The sequence below is a fragment of the Geminicoccus flavidas genome (genome assembly GCF_009806515.1).
Taxonomy (GTDB): domain Bacteria; phylum Pseudomonadota; class Alphaproteobacteria; order Geminicoccales; family Geminicoccaceae; genus Geminicoccus; species Geminicoccus flavidus.
In genome coordinates this window covers 1-551 of the sequence record NZ_WUJP01000787.1, presented here as the reverse complement: position 1 = coordinate 551, position 551 = coordinate 1, and the positions used below count along the sequence as shown (strand labels likewise).

At 77.0% G+C, this 551-nt stretch carries 2 protein-coding genes; one reads left to right on the top strand and one right to left on the bottom strand.

Features of this window, described 5'->3' with window-relative positions; genetic code table 11:
- Nucleotides 1-262: SH3 domain-containing protein (locus tag EQG76_RS22595; RefSeq protein WP_235031514.1), on the top strand; the 262-nt coding region annotated here is incomplete at its 5' end.
- Here the strand turns inward: EQG76_RS22595 and EQG76_RS22590 are convergent.
- A partial coding sequence (locus tag EQG76_RS22590; RefSeq protein ID WP_265338968.1) for a formyltransferase family protein occupies nucleotides 255-551 on the bottom strand: 297 nt, incomplete at its 5' end. The genes EQG76_RS22595 and EQG76_RS22590 overlap by 8 nt on opposite strands.

The window sequence follows — 551 nt, the reverse complement described above, 5'->3', positions numbered from 1 at the left end:
GCCGCCCGAGCCCGTCGCCGCCGCGGCTGCGGGGTCGCCCGCCGCGCAGCCTGCCGCCGATCAGGCCATGGGCGAGCGCTTCCGCGTGGTGGCCGCCGTGAGCGTCCGGGCTGGCCCGGGCACCCGGTTCGAGCGCCAGGGCGCGTTCAGCGGCGGCGAGATCGTGGTGGCCGACCAGCAGGAGCAGGGCTGGTACCGGGTGTCGCAGAACGACGAGCCGCAGGGCTGGGTGTTCCGCCGCTGGCTGACGCCGGTCAACTGACCGGCGGAGCCCCTGCGATCGCCCATCCGGCGCCGGCCAGGGTCGGATGGACGACGAGGCCGGGCTGGCCGGGCGCCAGCTCGACCGTCGCGTCGCCCACCCGTGCCCGGCCGGACGCCACCAGATCCAGCGCCAGCGGGTAGGCCTGGTGCTCGACCTCCAGGACCCGCGCGGCCAGCATGGCGGGATCGTCGCCGGGCAGCACCGGCACGACGCCTTGGACCACCACCGGCCCGTCGTCCAGCGCCGGGCGGACCACATGCACCGTGCAGCCATGGACGCGCACGCC